General features: G+C 63.1%; 12 protein-coding genes, 1 pseudogene and 1 riboswitch. Of the genes and pseudogenes, 11 read left to right on the plus strand and 2 right to left on the minus strand.

The genetic code is table 11. The features are described 5' to 3' along the window. Positions 1-207: 207 nt before the first annotated feature. Positions 208-399, plus strand: a pseudogene (locus ATO9_RS25085) (IS3 family transposase); the annotation flags it as partial. 212 nt (positions 400-611) lie between these two features. Continuing rightward, a complete protein-coding gene (locus tag ATO9_RS21135; protein ID WP_043754191.1) occupies positions 612-1,499 on the plus strand; it encodes a sulfotransferase domain-containing protein in 888 nt (295 codons plus the stop codon). A 48-nt stretch (positions 1,500-1,547) separates the two neighbouring features. Here ATO9_RS21135 and ATO9_RS21140 read toward each other — a convergent pair whose 3' ends face one another. Continuing rightward, the gene (locus ATO9_RS21140) at positions 1,548-3,071 is read right to left on the minus strand and encodes a hypothetical protein (RefSeq protein ID WP_043754195.1); all 1,524 of its coding nucleotides are present in this window, start codon (positions 3,069-3,071) and stop codon (positions 1,548-1,550) included. 345 nt (positions 3,072-3,416) lie between these two features. Beyond that, complete coding sequence (locus ATO9_RS24515; RefSeq protein ID WP_162183088.1) at positions 3,417-3,809, minus strand: hypothetical protein; 393 nt, start codon at positions 3,807-3,809, stop codon at positions 3,417-3,419. Positions 3,810-3,933: 124 nt separating this feature from the next. On the opposite strand from ATO9_RS24515, the gene ATO9_RS21150 reads away from it, so the two are divergent. The 9 genes from ATO9_RS21150 (at position 3,934) to ATO9_RS21195 (ending at position 14,284) form a co-directional block, all read left to right on the plus strand. Then, on the plus strand, positions 3,934-8,034 hold the full coding sequence (locus ATO9_RS21150; protein ID WP_081979704.1) for a caspase family protein: 4,101 nt from the start codon (positions 3,934-3,936) through the stop codon (positions 8,032-8,034). Then, the gene (locus ATO9_RS21155) at positions 8,021-8,446 is read left to right on the plus strand and encodes a hypothetical protein (RefSeq protein WP_043754201.1); all 426 of its coding nucleotides are present in this window, start codon (positions 8,021-8,023) and stop codon (positions 8,444-8,446) included. Before ATO9_RS21150 ends, ATO9_RS21155 begins: the two co-directional genes overlap by 14 nt. Further along, positions 8,443-8,997, plus strand: coding sequence for a hypothetical protein (locus ATO9_RS21160; RefSeq protein WP_043754207.1), 555 nt, complete (start codon positions 8,443-8,445; stop codon positions 8,995-8,997). The genes ATO9_RS21155 and ATO9_RS21160 overlap by 4 nt, the downstream gene beginning before the upstream one ends. 300 nt (positions 8,998-9,297) lie before the next feature. After that, positions 9,298-9,419, plus strand: a riboswitch (guanidine-I (ykkC/yxkD leader). A 93-nt stretch (positions 9,420-9,512) separates the two neighbouring features. Further along, positions 9,513-10,580 (plus strand): putative urea ABC transporter substrate-binding protein, encoded by a 1,068-nt coding sequence (locus tag ATO9_RS21170; protein ID WP_043754214.1) that lies wholly within the window; start codon positions 9,513-9,515, stop codon positions 10,578-10,580. Positions 10,581-10,655: 75 nt separating this feature from the next. Beyond that, positions 10,656-11,468, plus strand: a complete 813-nt coding sequence (locus ATO9_RS21175; RefSeq protein WP_043754217.1) for an ABC transporter permease — start codon at positions 10,656-10,658, stop codon at positions 11,466-11,468. Continuing rightward, positions 11,465-12,256, plus strand: coding sequence for an ATP-binding cassette domain-containing protein (locus ATO9_RS21180; RefSeq protein WP_043754220.1), 792 nt, complete (start codon positions 11,465-11,467; stop codon positions 12,254-12,256). The genes ATO9_RS21175 and ATO9_RS21180 overlap by 4 nt, the downstream gene beginning before the upstream one ends. 94 nt (positions 12,257-12,350) lie before the next feature. Continuing rightward, the gene (locus ATO9_RS21185) at positions 12,351-13,625 is read left to right on the plus strand and encodes an agmatinase family protein (RefSeq protein WP_052418508.1); all 1,275 of its coding nucleotides are present in this window, start codon (positions 12,351-12,353) and stop codon (positions 13,623-13,625) included. A 3-nt stretch (positions 13,626-13,628) separates the two neighbouring features. Further along, positions 13,629-14,096 carry a hypothetical protein gene (locus ATO9_RS21190; RefSeq protein WP_043754222.1) on the plus strand — a complete coding sequence of 156 codons (468 nt, stop codon included), beginning with the start codon at positions 13,629-13,631 and terminating at the stop codon, positions 14,094-14,096. Further along, complete coding sequence (locus ATO9_RS21195) at positions 14,093-14,284, plus strand: hypothetical protein (protein ID WP_043754225.1); 192 nt, start codon at positions 14,093-14,095, stop codon at positions 14,282-14,284. Before ATO9_RS21190 ends, ATO9_RS21195 begins: the two co-directional genes overlap by 4 nt. The last annotated feature ends 83 nt before the right edge of the window (positions 14,285-14,367 follow it).

The raw sequence follows: 14,367 nt of genomic DNA on the forward strand, positions 1-14,367 counted from the left end.
CCAACCTGCAGACTCTCATTATGAACGAGGGACCAACAGGGGGCAGGTCACGCGTCATGAGCAATTAGATGACGTCACAGAGGGTCACGGATGACCTGATCATGACGCTCTAGCGTAGAGGTCGAGCGAAGGTTCTGCTGTATCATTGAGTTCAATCTGGTCTGCGCCAGCGGATCGAATGATCCGTTGGATCATTCAAAGGCGCAAGACGCTGCGATGGAAAGCATTTTGTCTTCTCTGAAAACCGAACGGATCAGGCGGAAAACCTACCGCGCCCGGAAACCGGCACGTGCAGTTATCTTCGATGAGATCGAACGCTTCTATACTCCAAAGCGTCGGTACTCGTCCGACGGGTATCTCAGCCCTATCTCGTTCGAGGAGCGAGCTATGAGAGCTTAATTTGCTGTCAACGAAACCGGCAGGAGGCCAGTTCGACTTGCAAAAACACGGGGGTATTTTCGAAGCGTTCAAGGCGATGGCCGACTTGCATTGAAATCTTGCCTGCCGTCAGTCCATCGGAGGTATGCAGGCCACCGACCGGCGCAAGGCTGTTTCGTCGCGATCCGGTATGCGCTTAACCTGTCCGGGCAGGGATGACCCGGAGGACGGACATGACGACCCGAAAGCTCTATCTCGGTCCGCTGACCGACAGCCGCCGCTGGGACCAGGTCAGCATCCGGCCCGATGACGTGATCGTCGTGACCCCGCCGAAATGCGGCACGACCTGGATGCAGACGATCATCGCTCTGCTCTTGTCTGGCGATCCCGAGGTCGAAACCGAGCTTTCGGTCAAGATGCCGTGGATCGACATCCGCGTCCGCGAGATGTCCGAGGTCGCCGAACGGCTGGAGGCGATGACCCATCGGCGCAGCGCCAAGAGCCACACGCCAATGGACGGGCTGCCGCTGGACGATCGGGCGCAATATATCTGCGTCTTCCGCCACCCGCTGGATGCGCATTTCTCCTACCGGAAACACGTGCGCAATATCCCGATGCCCTGGTTCGGCCTGTGGTATCCCGAGGATGACACCGACGGCACGACCTTTCGCCGGTTCCTCGATGGCGGGGCAGAGGGGTTCGATACGGATGCCATGCCGCTGGCGCATATCCTGCAGCATTACAAGGCGGCGCTCGCCGTGGCGGACCGGCCCAACGTGACCCTGTTCCACTACGCGGACATGACGCAGGACTTGCCTGGAACGATTGGCAACGTCTCTGACATCCTTGGTATGTCACACCCCGACGCCGTGATGGCGAAATTGGTTCAGGCGGCGACGTTCGACAACATGCGGGACAACGCCGAACGCTACGCGCCCTCTGGCGGCAAGGGGTTCTTCAAGTCCGACAGCGACTTCTTTCACAGCGGCAGCAGCGGCAAGTGGCAGGGCCAGCTGACCGAGGCAGAACTGGCCGCCTATGACGCCATCATGGCCGCGGAACTGGCGCCCGAAGACCGGGCCTGGCTGGAATATGGCTCTGCCGGTGCGCCGGCCCCCTGATCGGGGTCCATGCTGCGCCGGGTTGTGTGACCGGCGCCCTGCCGCGTCTCAAGGGTCGGTGGGCGGTTCGCCAAGGTCGGCTTCGGGCAGCGCCTCCCGGATGGCTTCACGGGTCTGCTCCCCTCTGAGGAACAGCGCATAAAGCTCCATCGGCGCGTCCATCTCCTGGACGATCGGGGTGAGGCGGGCAATCTCGGCCCGGTCATTCTCGAGCCGTGCGACGATCAGGCGGATCGCGGTCGCCCCGTTGCCCGTCCGTTTCGCGACATAGGCCTTGCCGGCCTTGATCGCCCGGTCGTCGTCCCCCAGCACGAGGGCGGAAATCACGATCGGCAGATGGATGAAGCTCTGTGGGTCGGCGCTCAGGCGGATGGCTACTTCTGCCGAGGCAATGGATGACGCAAATTTCTCCTGCGAGAGGTACAGATAGGACAGGACCGCATGGCCGGTGCTGTTTCCGGGGTTCAGCTCCACCGCCTGGCGCAGCGATATCTCGGCCTCCTGAAGCTGTCCCCGCGCATTCTGGACCGACCCGAGCAGCAGAAATGCGTCGGGTGAATGCGGAAAGCGTTCCGCGATGGATCGGGCGGCGTCGGCCACGGTGTCTTCCCGCCACAGCATGTCCGGCGACAGGGCCTCGGTCCGCATCAGGTTGAATTCGGGGACAGCGTGAAAGATCAGGGTGCCCCAACTGGTCAGCGCGATGGGATCGTCGCCGATATTGGGCAGGACCTGTTCGAAGCAGCGATAGGCACGGCGGAACGCTTCCGGATCGTAATCGTCGAAGAACCGGTCCTTCAGCACGATACAGCGGAACACGTCGCGGCCGACCCCGATGCGCGGCAGCAGAGAGGCCTGCGTCAGCTCTCCCTGCGTGTCTTCGGCATCCTCCTGCCGCATCATCGGCCCGCCTTGCCCGGCGATCTGGCCGGTGATGGTGCGCGATATCGCCCGGATCGTTTCGTAGTAATCCTGGCCGAAGACGGGTCCGCGAAACCGGTCGCCATAGACGAGCGTTTCGTCTGACGCGGTTTCCAGGCGGATCGACAGGTCCAACTCGTCGCCAAGCGCCAGCAGATTGCTGCGCAAGGTGTAATCCGCATCAAGGTCCAGGCTGTTGTCGGACATGATGAGAACGCGGAATTTTCCGAATTTCTGCAGGTCCGATCCCAGCTGGCGTTGCAGGCCGAACTGGAAGATATCCAGGCTTTCGTCCCCCGTCAGGTTCTGGACGGAGAATATCTTGATCACCGGATAGCCATCCTTGATCGGTCGCAGGAAATAGGAATAAGCGGCAATTCCGATCGCGATCGTTGCGAGGGCCGCAAGGAGCGAACCGCCAATAGCGGCCAGGGTTCGCGGATCCGAATGGCGCTTTTCCTCGATTTTAAGCTTCAGGTCATAGCTGCGCGGCGGGATGGTGACGCGGACAGGTCCGGGATGATCCGCGTAATAGGCCTCGAGCGCCTCGCGCAGGCGCCTAATGCGCACCCTTACGATCGGATCCACCTTGGGGTCGAAATCGGCGCCGCGGTCCAGCAGGTCCTGGGCGATCAGGTATTCCGTCGTCACCTCTCCCGGGGCGGCGATACTTCTTTCGTGCAAAAACGTCAGCAGATTGGAAAGGACACTGGATTTTGCGAACCGGTCGCTCGCCAGAAGCCTTGCGACTTCATCGGAAAGTTCATCAGCAGAGGCTGAGCGACGGAAAAACATCTAGGCAAGAACCAATTGGAGAAATCGAAATTCTTAATAGATGGTCTTCCGAATCTTGCAGCGAAGCAATCAGGTGATATCGCCTATTCAGCCAAGTATCTGAGCTGGTTTGAAATATTTGGCATGACTCTTGTTACAGCGGTATCTGAAACACCTGGTAACCCCCAGGTCACTTTTCCTGAGGCCTCTCGGACGCACATATCACAGCGAGGCAAACGAAAGGTCAAGACGATGCATGCTGGGCAGGATCGAAGCAATCGAAACAATTGCAGGGGCACTCACGGCCAGGGCGGTGAGGGGAACGACCGTGGTTGGGAACGCTCCTTTCCCGATGGCAGCGTGAAGGGGCTGTCCTGGATCCTTGACGTGCTCGACGATCTTGCCGCCTTTGCCGATCACCGCGGCGAAGCGGCCCTCAAGGCCGAGCTCGAGCAGGCACGGTCCCGGGCGAACGCTATTTTGACCAAAAGTGAGGGCAAGGTGCAGCAGCGCTGATGCTTGGCGGCTTTTGCCAAGTTGTTCGTTGATGACAGGCGGCCGCGCTGTAGTGCAGTCAATCTTACCTTGCCCTTGCATGCCTGCAAGAGCGTCCAATAGTCGCCGATTTCCTCGGGGCTATCGTCAGAATAATTCCGGGACCCAGCAATAGACGGAGTATTCCAAGCTTGATCGGTTGGACCGTTCTGGGAATGATATCGGAGATTGACGGGAGCTGCCGATGTTATTCCGAATTTTGGTCAGCCTATTGCTGTTACAGACATGGATTGCGCCGGCCAGCGCAGGGACATTCGACAAATGGTCGGTTCTGTCGGAATGGGACGGGCCGGCGGCCGAGGTCTGTTCGGACAAGTACGGACCATGCCTCAGACTGAGCTGTGCGAATGGCGAGCCTCTGAACCTTCGGGCGTTTTCCAATTCGGGCAAGCTGGATGGTATCCGGAGGGTCGATGTGACCGTGGATGGCGCTCCTCTTGCGCCGCTGCTGCTGAACGAACGCAACGCGTCTGTGCCGGCGATCTACGACAAGGGGCAATTGCAGGCCGCCGCGGCCGCGCTGTCCGCGGGGAACCGGGCGCAGATGCAGTTCGTCGGCGGCGACCGTTACGCCTTGACGCTGCGCGGCTCGGGCGCGGCGATCTCCAACGTGATGGACACCTGCTCCAGGCAGGGCGGAGCCCTCGCATCGGCCATCGACACGTTCCTCGGGCAGAGGGGCCGGTATTCCAGCGAGGCGGTGATGGCCTTTCCGCCGGAACCTCAGGAATTCCAATACAAGCGCTACCAGAACCTCGATGTTTACGGGGGCGATATCCGTTCGGCGCTGTCCGATGGCATGCTTCTGAACATGACGGTGAACCAGTGCGAGGCCTTGTGCGCGGTGACCCCGAACTGCCTGTTCTATACCGTGAATACCCGTGAAAACGCCTGTTTCCTGAAAAAGAGCGTGCCGCGCACCGTGACCTATGCCGGGGCCGTCAGTGCGCAGCTTGAGGGCAGGCGTGACAATCTCAGCCCGCCGGTTGCGGCCGGGCCAGGCACCATCGTTCTGCCTGAACTGGCGTGGCGGCCGGGTGACACGGTGGCTGCCTACCATGCGCGTCTGCGGTCCGCGGCGGCGCGGATGGCACCTGCCTGCGAGCGCGCTGGAGGGCTGGGCACTGATGTGGCGAAGCAGGTGCAGGTCGCGATTGACGACGGCGCCGTCTCGATCGGGTCGGAAATCGAGGTGACGTGGCAGAACGTTGACCTGTCGGAGCGCGCGCCAATGTGGATCCTTGTGACGGCGGATGCCCCCGCCCGGTTCACGGGGCGGGGGTTCGTGGCGCTTGGCCCGGACGCCCCCACGCCCTTCGGGATCGAGGCCGGCGCTGGACGGCATAGGGCCATGGTCGCCCTGTCCGCCCGGGGCGCGGCCCCTCAGGGCCGGATCATGGTCGAACCGCTGACCACGGGTCCCCTGGAGATCAAGGCAGAGCTTGTCCACTTCATGCCGGCCTGCGAGACCGAAAAACGCTTCGACCTGGCCCGGGCCCGCATCGACGTCGCGCCGGGGCCTGCGCGGCTGGTGCTGTCCAACGACCGGGGCAACCAGAGCTACACCCACCGGATCGAGATACCGGAAATGGGGCGCACGATCCTGCTGGATGAGCAGCGTTTCCTGCTGCTCGATACCGCCACGGGGACCGAGATCATCCAGCGCGGTGGCAAGATGGTGACGGTGTCCCCGACGAAGCGGTTCATCGCCGTCCAGCAAGGCGGCACCGACATCGTGGACCTGATCGACGGCCGCACCACGACATCGCTTGATTCCGGTGACCTCTACTGGGCGCTCGGCGACAGCGTCGTGATGACCACGCTGGCCCCCTGGGCCGAGGTCAACCTGGCCTCGACCTTTGGCGGTGCGCTTTGGTTGCGGGAACAGGTGACGGGGCCGTCCTGTTGTTTTGCCAACCCCGACGATACGCGCGTCGGGATCGATCTGGAAAACGCGGTCTTCTCGGTCTGGGGGCGGTTCGGGCATGCCATCGGGGCGCTGCAAAACAGCGATTATGTGCATCGGACGATTTCGTCGGGAGCGTATTCATCCGACAAGGCGGGCAGCCTTGCGCTTTATCAGCATATCTACAACTCGCTTGGGACGGTCGCGCCGGTTTCGATGCGTCTTGGCTTCGACGCGGCCGGTGGCTGGACCGCGGGGGCGGTGTTCGAGGACCGGCAATTGGAGCCGGGGCGCTACGACAGCCCCCGAAGAAGCGAGACCGAGGTGATCGCGTTCCGGCTGGAGCGGCTGGGCCTCAAGCTGGAACCGCTGGAGACGCGGGATGTCGACCTCGCGGATATCGACGCGGAAAACCAGCTGGAGAGGATCGGATTTTCGCTGGCGCCTCTTACGCGCGGGGAGATCCTGTTCAACGGGCCGAAACCCCAGCTGTCGCAGGCCGAGAAAGACAAGCTGCCGAAGGACAATCCTGTTGCGCCCGGACTGGAAGCGGCACTGGCGTTGCGCGACACGGCGCAGCCGATAGTCCAGGCGGCGGCAGACGCGGGATGGTCCTTCCAATGGTCTGATCAGTCGATGGACGTGTTGTATGTGAAGGATTGCCATCACATTCTCCTCACGGATGAGGACGAGCACGCCGGGCCCGTGGTCCTGCAAGGCGATTTCGACGTGCTGGGGCGGTTGGAGACCGGCGGCGCGCCATTGATGTTCACTCAGGCCAGGTGCACGGCGGGCGCGACGTTCGGCTCTCTGCGGCCCGCCAGCTCGATCCAGATCATGGATTTCGCCGGCCCGGTGCCACGCACCTCCGCCGATGTGTTCGCGGACTCGGCTATCTTCTATGAAAACAACCCGAAACCGCGTTGGTATTCGAACCCGTTCCAGATAAAGGGCGACGCGGAAACCGTGCTGTTCTATGCCCCGGCGGGCCGGATGACGATTTACGACAGGCGACAAAGGCGGGTGGTGCAGAGTTTCGAGGATCTGCCGGATGGCGGGCTGCTGACCGATGCCTTTCTGACTGCGGACAAGAGCCATGTGATCCAGGTGAACAGTGACGGCGCGATTTACCTGCACCGTGTTTCAGATCGTGCTGTCGTGCTGGCCGGCCGTATCGTCGAGGACGAGATTGCCGTCTGGACCGATGATTTCGCCTTCGACGCGACGGCAGAGGCCGCCGCGCTGATCGATCTGTCCTTTCCAGGCCTGACGGCAGAGTTCAGTCTTGACCGGTTCGCGCAGACCAGACGGGTGGATGGCCTGACCGAACTCGTCCTGGCCTCCGCAGCACCGTCGGACCTGCCGCGGACTCGTATTCCTCCGGGCATTGACGGGGAGATTTCGGTCGATGCCGGGCAGGTCGCCGTCCGGGTGGAGAACGAGGACGGGCGCGTGGTGTCCTACTCGGTCTTCCAGGATGGCGTGTTGACCGACACCATCGACGCCGAACCGGGCGCATCCGGCCAATCCTTCCGGCTGACGCGACTGGACGGGGCCCGCTGGGTGTCGGTTCTTGGCGTGGATTCCGAGGGCCTGGCCAGCCTGCCCATCAGTCGGGATCTGGGCCCGGACGGTGCCGGAGAGGGCACGCAGCGGGCCCTGGTCATCGCGGTTAACACTTACAGCGACGCGGATATCCCCTCTCTCAACTACGCGCTGAGGGATGGCGGTCGGTTTGCGGAAACACTGTCGTCGGGACTGGGCGAGGCGCCGGATTTCGACGACATCACCTATCTCAAGGACCGGCGCGCGACGCCCGATGCCATATTGGCCGCGACGCGGCAGATGCTGGACGGGCTTGGCCCCAGCGACCATGCGGTTCTGTTCTTTGCCGGCCACGGGCTGCGCAACGCCGAGGGCGCATTCCACTTTGCGACATCCGAAACCGCCCTGGGAGATATCACCGGCACAGCGATGCCCTTTGCCCGTCTGGCCGAACTGCTGGACAACACGGAGGCAAGGGTGACCGTGTTCCTCGATGCCTGCCATTCCGGTGCGGTCGGCAGCGGTGCCTTCGCCACCTCCGACGAGGCCGTCTCCGATCTGTCACGGCTGCAATCCAACATCACGATATTTGCGGCCTCGAAGGGGCGGGAATTCAGCCAGGAGGACCCGAATGCCGGCGGCGGGGTCTTTACCTATGCGCTTGAGAAGGTCTTGCAGACCGAACGGGACGTCCATGATACAAATGGCAATGGGCGGCTGGAAGCGGACGAGGTGGCGCGGGGCGTCAAGGCCATCGTCACGCGGGACAGCCCGGTGAAACAGACCCCTTGGGTGGTGCAAAGCAGGATGGTGGGGACCTATGCACTTTTCTGACCTGTCGAAATGGATCGGTGTCCTGGGCATCGTGGTACTGCCGGGCACTGCTGTGAATGCGACCTGTTTCGTCTGCGACGAGGTGGTCGAATTCGATGCGCTGCGGGCGGCTTGTTTCATGCAGGAGGCCGAAGATTACATGACCAAGGCGGGCCAGGACGGCCGTGTCGAGATCGACCTGACCGTCTGCACCGGCGCAGAGGCTGGCGGATCGCGGGGGCTGGATGCCTTCCCGTTCTTTCCGGGCAATGACGGGCCGGGCGGTGATGGGGATGTCCGAAGCGATCCCAAGCTGCGCACCGTCTACATCCTTGATACGGAGGGGGTGAACTGCCTGCATGACATACTGTCGGCCTGGGATGGACCGATCGACCCGACGCTGACGGTGGACCTGCTGGCGGAATGTGAATGAGCAGGCCGGACGAGAACCAGCGCCTTCTTTGGACGCCGCTATGGGTCTGGCAGGGGCTGAGCAATATCGTCACGACCTTGGGCGTCCTGGGATTGCTGTTCGCCGGGGTCCAGTATTGGCAGGCCCGGGAAGAAGGCCGCGCCGCCGAGACGCTGAACCTGATCGATATCTGGGAAACCCGCGGATACGATGACGATTTCGCCAAGCTGCGTGCCGCCGTGACCGAATTCATGGCCGCGGTGCCGGAAGCGGACATGGCCGCGGTCGCGGCGAATGCCCGCGCCGCAGAGAACCTGCGCACCAAGATGTATCGCCAGGTCCTGGGGCAGCCAGAGCTTGAGGCCGCTTTCGAACGGGTCGTCTATTTCTACAACCGGCTGGGTCTGTGCGTTCAGGCGAACCTCTGCTCGACAAGGACAGCGCGTATTTTCTTTGCCGAACCCTTTGCCGCGTTCCGATCCAACTTTGCCTCCCGCATAGAGTCGGACAGCGCGGCCTTGCCCGGTTACGCCAACGGCCTGGACCTGCTGGCGGAGCGCATACTCGACTGAGCCCTATGTGTCGCCGCAGGCTGGCCTGACAGTACAATGTCCTGCGAAGCGCCCGGGAACCGGGGTTTGGCCAGCTTTCCCAAGCACGCCGTTTCGCGGTTGCCCGGGAAAAGCGCGCTCATCAGACAGCATGGCGGCTGCGGGATTCGGAGCGAATTCCAGGCGCGGATACATGTTTTGCGCCCAAGGATCGCGCAGGAGGCAGGAATTTCTGCCCAGAATTCGGGCGAAATCATTAATGCTGCAGATGCGTCCATGGTCGCCCTTGCTGGAATGGGCCGCCTTGGGACTACGCTGAAGGTGCAGGGCGTTTAGGGTTCCACTGGCAAAACCGCATCATTGCGGGTCAGGTTCGGTCCGAGAAATGCCACCCGGCGGGCCAATTCCCGCGGGGCACACGGCGGGGCAAAATCCCGGGAGGATCACTGCGCAAAGGTTCGTCCCGCGCTTAGTCATCGTTCCGCACCCGGGCCCGAACCTTCCTCAAACGCGCGGAACGCACAACGGGGAAGACAATGACCAGAGCCAAGTTCCTGTCCGCGACAGCCCTCTCGCTGGGTCTCGTCGCAGCGACGCTCGCGCCTGCCGCAGCGCAGGAGAAATCCGAATTCAAGGTCGCGTGGTCGATCTATGTCGGCTGGATGCCGTGGGGCTATCTCGAAGACAGCGGCATCATGGACAAGTGGGCCGACAAGTACGACATCGACGTCGAGATCGTTCAGATCAACGACTACGTCGAGTCGATCAACCAGTACACCGCCGGTGCCTTCGACGGTGTGTCCGCGACCAACATGGACACCTTGTCCATTCCCGCCGGCAGTGGCGTGGATACCACCGCGCTGATCATCGGCGATTATTCCAATGGCAACGATGCGCTCATCGCCAAGGGCGACATGACGCTGGAGGACATGGCCGGAACCAGCGTGAACCTGGTGGAGCTGTCGGTGTCGCATTACCTGCTGGCCCGCGCGCTGGACAGCGTCGGGCTGGAAGAGCGCGACCTGGACGGCGTGGTCAACACCTCGGACGCGGACATGATCGCGGCGTTCTCCACCCAGGACGTGACCTCGGTCGTGACCTGGAACCCGCTCGTGTCGGAAATCACAAGTTCCAACCCGGATGCGACGGTGCTGTTCGACAGCTCGCAAATCCCGGGCGAGATCCTCGACCTGATGGTGGTCAACACCCAGACGCTGGCGGACAACCCCGATTTCGGCAAGGCGCTGGTTGGTGCCTGGTACGAGCTGATGGGTCTGATGGCCGCGGGTGACGAAGAGGCGCTGACGGCGATGGCCGAGGCCTCGGGAACCGACCTGGCCGGCTACAAGGCGCAGCTGGACGCGACACAGATGTTCTATGACCCGGCAGAGGCCGTGGCACAGGCGTCGTCCGAGGAACTGCCCGCCACCATGACCGAGATCGCGGAGTTCCTGTTCGACAAGGGTATCCTGGGCGAAGGCGCCCCGTCGGCCGATTTCGTCGGTGTGGAATATCCCGACGGAACGATCTCCGGCTCCGAGGCGAATGTCATGTTCCGCTTCGATGCCAGCTACATGCAGATGGCAGCCGACGGAGAGCTGTGATCCGACCGGCCCCGGCCAAAGCGCCGGGGCCGCGTCCCTCACCACGCCTTTTTCCAAACCGGTAGCGGTGTCCAGATGCGATTGATCAACAGAAAGCCCTCCCGCCCGCTGGCGGTGTTCCTCGCGGCGCTGCCTTTCGTGATCGTCCTGATCGCCTATGCGGCAGGGTCGGAGATACGATTGGCGGCGAACCCGGCGGACAAGCTTCTGCCGGCCCTGTCGACGATCCAGGATACAGCGGTGCGTTTGTTCACCGAGGGCGACAGGCGGTCGGGTGACATCCTTCTGTGGAAGGATACCTGGGCCTCGCTTTCGCGGTTGCTGGGTGGCTTGGCGATTGCAGCGACGCTGTCGCTGCTGATCGGCATGGTGGTCGGGTTGCTGCCGCTGTTCCGCTCCACCCTGTCAGGTTTCGTCGCGGTGCTGTCGATGGTGCCGCCGCTGGCGCTGCTGCCGATCCTGTTCATCGTCTTCGGGCTGGGCGAGACATCGAAGGTCGTTCTGATCGTCATCGGCATCACGCCGTTCATGACCCGCGACCTGGCGCAACGCGTGCTGGATATCCCGCACGAACAGATCGTGAAGGCACAGACGCTGGGGGCCTCGTCGCTGGTGATCGCGCTGCGGGTGGCCTTGCCGCAGGTCCTGCCGCGGCTGATCGCCAATGTCCGGCTATCGCTGGGGTCGGCCTGGCTGTTCCTGATCGCGGCAGAGGCCGTCGCGGCAGATGTGGGGCTGGGTTACCGCATCTTCCTGGTGCGCCGATACCTCGCGATGGATGTGATCCTGACCTATGTCGTGTGGATCACGATCCTCGCCTTCGTGCTGGACTGGGCGCTCAAGCAACTGACGCGGAAGGCCTTTCCGTGGATGGAGGCGGGGCTATGAGTTTTGTCGAAGTGCGCGACATATGGCAGGCCTATGACGGGCGGTCGATCATCGAACGGGTCAACCTGGACGTTGCCGAAGGCGAGTTCGTCTCGATCGTCGGCGCCTCGGGCTGTGGCAAGTCGACCTTCCTGCGCCTTCTTCTGGCCGATGAGCGCCCGGTGCGTGGCAAGATCACCGTCGATGGCGGCGAGGTCGCGGTTGAACCCGTCCGGGAACGCGGCGTCGTCTTCCAGCGCTATTCCGTCTTCCCGCACCTGACCGTGCGCGAGAACCTGATCGCGGGGGAGGGGTTTTCGACCCGTTTCGGGTGGCTGGGCGGCGCGGCGCGCAAGGCCGCGGCAGAGCGCGCGGACGAGATGCTGTCGCGGATCGGGCTGAACCATGTGGCCGGTCAGTATCCGGCCAGCCTGTCGGGCGGCATGCAGCAGCGACTGGCCATCGGCCAGGCCCTGACCGCGCGGCCCCGTGTCCTTTTGCTGGACGAACCCTTCGGCGCGCTTGATCCCGGGACACGCGTCCAGATGCACGAATTCCTGTCCGAGTTGCGCGCCGAGACCAAGATGACAGTCTTCATGGTTTCCCACGACCTGGAAGAGGCGTTCAAGCTGGGTGACCGGGTTCTTGTCTTCGACAAACCCCGCTGGGACCCGCAGGATCCGGGCCTCTACGGGGCCACGGTGACCTATGATTTCGACGCCCGCGACGGGGGCATGCCGTTCCAGAGCATCCTGGACCGCTACCCCTCGCTCGCGGACACGCCAAAGGCGGAGCCCATCCCCGCCTGACACGAACACCCACGCGCGCCGCCGGGCTCCGCGCGTGGGACAGCCAAGGCCCGGAACTGACGCCCATTCTTGGGATACCGATTGGGAGACAGACATGTTTTCTGACCTTCACCGTGCGGAGGCGCGCGGGCGCGACCCGCGCAGCCTGCGCCAACGCCACGCCTCGCGTGAGCAGCGCCATCACCATCCGGACCTGACAAAGCTCGCGGGCTGGAAGGCCATGCGCAAGGAAGCCGAGCTGCCCGAAGGCCGCTGGGCCGAGGAACGTGCCTGGGCCCTGCGCATGGGGCTGACCGGGGCCGACAGCATCGAGGACAAGTCAATCCCGACCTTCGCCCGCGGGGAGCTGCCCCATTACGCGGGGATCAACACCTTCCTCAAGGCGCCCTATACCGAGGATGTCCTGGAGGTGGCGAATTACGACGCGACCGTGCTGGGCATCCCCTTCGATGGGGGCACGACCTATCGCCCCGGCACCCGGTTCGGGCCGCAGGGGGTGCGCAAGATCTCGGCTCTTTATACGCCTTACAACTACGAGACAGGGGTCGACCTACGGGAACAGATGACGCTGTGCGATGCCGGGGACGTTTTTACCATCCCCGCCAATATCGAGAAAAGCTTCGACCAGATCAGCCGGGCGGTCAGCCATGTCTTTTCGTCCGGCTCCCTGCCCGTGATGATCGGCGGCGACCATTCCATCGGGTTTCCCTGCGTGCGCGGGATTGCCGAATGCACCTCCAAGAAGATCGGGATCGTGCATTTCGACCGTCACGCCGACATCCAGGAAAAGGACCTGGACGAACGGATGCACACCACGCCCTGGTTCCATTCCACCAACCTGCCGAACGTACCGGCCAAGAACCTCGTTCAGATCGGCATCGGGGGCTGGCAGGTCCCGCGCGAGGCGGTGAAGGTCGCCCGCGAGCGTGAAACCAACATCATCACCATGGGCGACATGGAGAAGATGGGCATCGACAAGACGATCGAGATGGCGCTGGAAATGGCCTGGGACGGGGTCGACATGGTCTACATGTCCTTCGACATCGACAGCATCGATTGCGGTTTCGTGCCCGGCACCGGCTGGCCCGAACCGGGCGGGTTCCTTCCGCGCGAGGCACTGGCGCTGGCCGCAGGCGTCGCCGCCGAAGGCATCTGCGGGCTGGAACTGGTCGAGGTGTCGCCGCCCTATGACACGTCGGACATCACGGCCCTGATGGGGACGCGGGTGATCGTCGACGTGCTGGGCAGCCTCGTGGCGCATGGCAAGATGGGTGCGCACAAGAAGCATATCGACAAGCCCGTCTCGCTTCCGCATGGCGAGTTCGAGGGCAAGCGCTGGTCGAACTCCGAACCGCACAAGGTGGGCTGAGCCATGCCGCACGATCATCACCACCACCATGATCATGGGCATCACGCCCATGACCATGCCCATCCCCCGCATGACCACAACCATTCGCATGACGCGGATCACCTGCACAGCCACATGCATCACCACGATGAGGCGGCCGACCTTCAGGTCCTGGCGCAGCAATTCATCGACGGGTTCGTGCAGGCGAAGGACAAGACGTCCTACCTCAAGCTGGCGGGGGTTCCGTTCGAACGGGCCGGGGCAGGCGGTGCCAAGGCGCTCAAGCTCGTGGATATCGAACTGACGACCGATTGGCAGGTGGGCACGGCGTCGCCCTCCTTCGGGTCGCGGGAGTTGAGCTATCTTCCCTTCCCGGGGGAAATGGTCCGGGAAAGGACCAACATGCACTTCGTCTACGTCTCCATGGACGAGAAATCGACGATGGACCTGCGGGATTTCCTCGCGCAACGCAAAAAGGATATCGACACATGAAACGCTTGCTTGTCATTGCCGCGGCTTCTCTGGCCGCCGGCCCCGCCCTCGCGCATTCCGCCGCCATGCCGCATGCCCACGGGGAGAGCGGGTTGGTCTTTGCCGTTGCCGCGCTGGTGGCCGCCGGCACCGCGATCTTCGGCCTGCGCCGCGAGCGTCAGCGCGTTCGCAGCACGGCTGTCCGCTAAAGCGGTCAGGCGGTACGTCGCGCCCCCCTGGGCCCGTGACCCGAGCCGAGAGCCGAGCCCCGCAGCCCATGCTGCGGGGTTTT

The sequence above is a fragment of the Pseudooceanicola atlanticus genome, assembly GCF_000768315.1.
In the GTDB taxonomy this organism is placed as follows: Bacteria; Pseudomonadota; Alphaproteobacteria; order Rhodobacterales; family Rhodobacteraceae; genus Pseudooceanicola; species Pseudooceanicola atlanticus.

What these genes read in the sequence shown, in the direction of transcription:
- ATO9_RS21135 (WP_043754191.1), top strand. Translation starts at nt 612, where the DNA reads ATGACGACCCGAAAGCTCTATCTCGGTCCGCTGACCGACAGCCGCCGC.
- ATO9_RS21150 (WP_081979704.1), top strand. Translation starts at nt 3,934, where the DNA reads ATGTTATTCCGAATTTTGGTCAGCCTATTGCTGTTACAGACATGGATT.
- ATO9_RS21155 (WP_043754201.1), top strand. Translation starts at nt 8,021, where the DNA reads ATGCACTTTTCTGACCTGTCGAAATGGATCGGTGTCCTGGGCATCGTG.
- ATO9_RS21160 (WP_043754207.1), top strand. Translation starts at nt 8,443, where the DNA reads ATGAGCAGGCCGGACGAGAACCAGCGCCTTCTTTGGACGCCGCTATGG.
- ATO9_RS21170 (WP_043754214.1), top strand. Translation starts at nt 9,513, where the DNA reads ATGACCAGAGCCAAGTTCCTGTCCGCGACAGCCCTCTCGCTGGGTCTC.
- ATO9_RS21175 (WP_043754217.1), top strand. Translation starts at nt 10,656, where the DNA reads ATGCGATTGATCAACAGAAAGCCCTCCCGCCCGCTGGCGGTGTTCCTC.
- ATO9_RS21180 (WP_043754220.1), top strand. Translation starts at nt 11,465, where the DNA reads ATGAGTTTTGTCGAAGTGCGCGACATATGGCAGGCCTATGACGGGCGG.
- ATO9_RS21185 (WP_052418508.1), top strand. Translation starts at nt 12,351, where the DNA reads ATGTTTTCTGACCTTCACCGTGCGGAGGCGCGCGGGCGCGACCCGCGC.
- ATO9_RS21190 (WP_043754222.1), top strand. Translation starts at nt 13,629, where the DNA reads ATGCCGCACGATCATCACCACCACCATGATCATGGGCATCACGCCCAT.
- ATO9_RS21195 (WP_043754225.1), top strand. Translation starts at nt 14,093, where the DNA reads ATGAAACGCTTGCTTGTCATTGCCGCGGCTTCTCTGGCCGCCGGCCCC.